The organism is Olsenella uli (genome assembly GCF_901212655.1).
GTDB lineage: Bacteria > Actinomycetota > Coriobacteriia > Coriobacteriales > Atopobiaceae > Parolsenella > Parolsenella uli_A.
Map to the genome: position 1 here is coordinate 1 of NZ_CAAKON010000013.1, position 2,310 is coordinate 2,310.

The following is a 2,310-nucleotide window of genomic DNA, read 5'->3' on the forward strand; positions in this document are numbered from 1 at the left end:
TGTGTTCGGTTGGGATCGGAAATCAACCAGTGATCTTACTGAACATATGGCGCACCTTGTCCAGGCGGCTGTTTGGACGGCGGGGCTGGATGACTGGCTTGCCGACAGCGGCCTGATACCCTTTCAGTTCTGTAAGGCATACGCTCTGCCCGTTGGTGTAAAAGGCCAGATCAGTACGGTATGCCTGTATACAGCGGGCGGGAATCTCGCCAGTAAAGACAACTTCATCCTTTTTTACCTGGACCGTTTCGATGGTGGCACAGTATTTCGGTGCATCATGATAAGCCCTGGAAAGATATTCCCGGGGCGCATAGAGGGTGAAGGAGAGATAAGGTTCCAGCAGTTGCGTCCCTGATTCCTTCAATGCCTGTTCCAATACAATCGGGGCCAATGAGCGGAAGTCCGCCGGCGTGCTGACCGGACTGTAATAAAGCCCGTATTCAAAGCAAATCTTACAGTCCGTTACGTTCCAGCCGAACAAGCCCTGCTCCAGCCCGTAACGGATACCATCCCTGACAGCGTTTTGAAAACTCTGGTTCAAGTATCCCAGCGAAACCCGGCTCTCGTATTGTACACCGGAGCCAAGCGGGAGTGGTGTAACAGACAGTCCGATGGATGCCCAAAACGGGTTGGGCGGCACCTCGATATGGATGGTGTGGCTGGCTGCTTTGAGCGGCCGCTCCATATAAATGACGGTGGGTTCCTTTACCACTGTTTCAAGCTTGTATTTTTCCGACAGCAAAGCGGAAACAACCTCCAACTGCACCCGGCCCAAAAAAGAAAGAATGATCTCATGGGTGATGGAATCCACCTCGCAGCGCAAAAGCGGGTCAGTATCCGCAAGTTGCGTAAGAGCGTCCAGCAGCCGTTCTCTTTGCGCTGCCGTTTTCGGCGCAATCGACGTCCGCAGCATGGGGAGGGGGTCCTCACGCCACCTTTTACGAGGGAGCCGGGTTGGGTCCCCTAATACATCGTTTAACCTCACGCTGTCGCTGGGAAGGATAACAATTTCACCCGGATAAGCGGTGTCTGTCCGAACAATTTCCCCTTTGGATGGAATACGCATCTCTGTGATTTTCAGCTTTTCTCTCCCGGCCAGAGCCACCGTATCCCGCAGGCGCAGCGTTCCGCTGTATAGCCGCAAATAGATGAGCCGCTGGCCACAATCTGTATACTCCACCTTGAAAACGCTGCCGCATAGGGCGTCGCTCCCCTGTTCCCCAATCGGTTGGAACAGCCCTGTCACCGCATCCATCAACGGTTGAATGCCAAGGCCCTTTTTGGCGCTGCCATGATAGACCGGGAACAGGGAGGCGTCTTGAACCCGCCGCTGTTCCTCCTGCGCAAGTTCTTCCCGGCTGATTGGTTCTCCTGCGATATACTTTTCCAATAATTCATCGTTATTTTCGATGACCGCATCCCATGCTTCTATGTCGGTATTTTCCTCCAGGACTATTTCCGGGGACAGCGACACCGTCTGCTTGATGATAATATCGGCGGAGAGCTTATCCCGAACAGACTGATACACGCCCTGCAAATCAACGCCAGCCTGGTCGATCTTATTGATAAAGATAACGGTGGGAATGTCCATTTTCCGCAGGGCATGGAACAGAATACGGGTCTGGGCCTGCACACCATCTTTAGCGGAGATCACCAAGATGGCCCCATCTAAAACAGCCAAAGAGCGGTACACCTCCGCCAAAAAATCCATGTGGCCGGGCGTATCCACAATGTTGACTTTACATCTGTGCCACTGGAAGGAAGTGACTGCCGCTTGAATGGTAATCCCACGCTGCCGCTCCAAAAGCATGGTGTCCGTCCTCGTTGTCCCTTTTTCGACGCTCCCCGGTTCTGAAATGGCTCCGCTGGCATATAGCAGGCTCTCCGTCAAGGTTGTCTTTCCAGCGTCTACATGGGCAAGAATCCCGATATTGATAATGTTCATGTCTATCCTCCATACAAGGCCCAAATGGGCGCAAAAATCCCCAGCGGCTAATACTTTTACCGCTGGGGATCATGACTTCGGACAAACAGAAGTATGACGGCTTACATGAGCCGCTGTCCGTCACGATATTTACTAAAAAGGCAAAAGTATTCTTAAATTGGGTACAAAAACTAAGCCCCTGCAAGGGGCAATCATTTTTGCGCCCATTATCAAATTTTATTTAAGAATACCTTGCCGCATATTTGGTAGACTCCTCAAATCAGGTTAATAGCAGTATATCATAGTACACTCTAAAAAACAAGAAATTATTTTACCCGATTCCCCAAATAAATCAGGCCTTGATTATCAACTTTATCCGAACACCT

The 2,310-nt window shown here is 51.2% G+C and carries 1 protein-coding gene; it reads right to left on the reverse strand.

Annotation, left to right across the window (positions count from 1 at the left end):
• Positions 1-22: 22 nt before the first annotated feature.
• The gene (gene tet(W) / locus EFAMC2_RS02340) at positions 23-1,945 is read right to left on the reverse strand and encodes a tetracycline resistance ribosomal protection protein Tet(W) (RefSeq protein ID WP_063856422.1); all 1,923 of its coding nucleotides are present in this window, start codon (positions 1,943-1,945) and stop codon (positions 23-25) included.
• Positions 1,946-2,310: the final 365 nt, after the last annotated feature.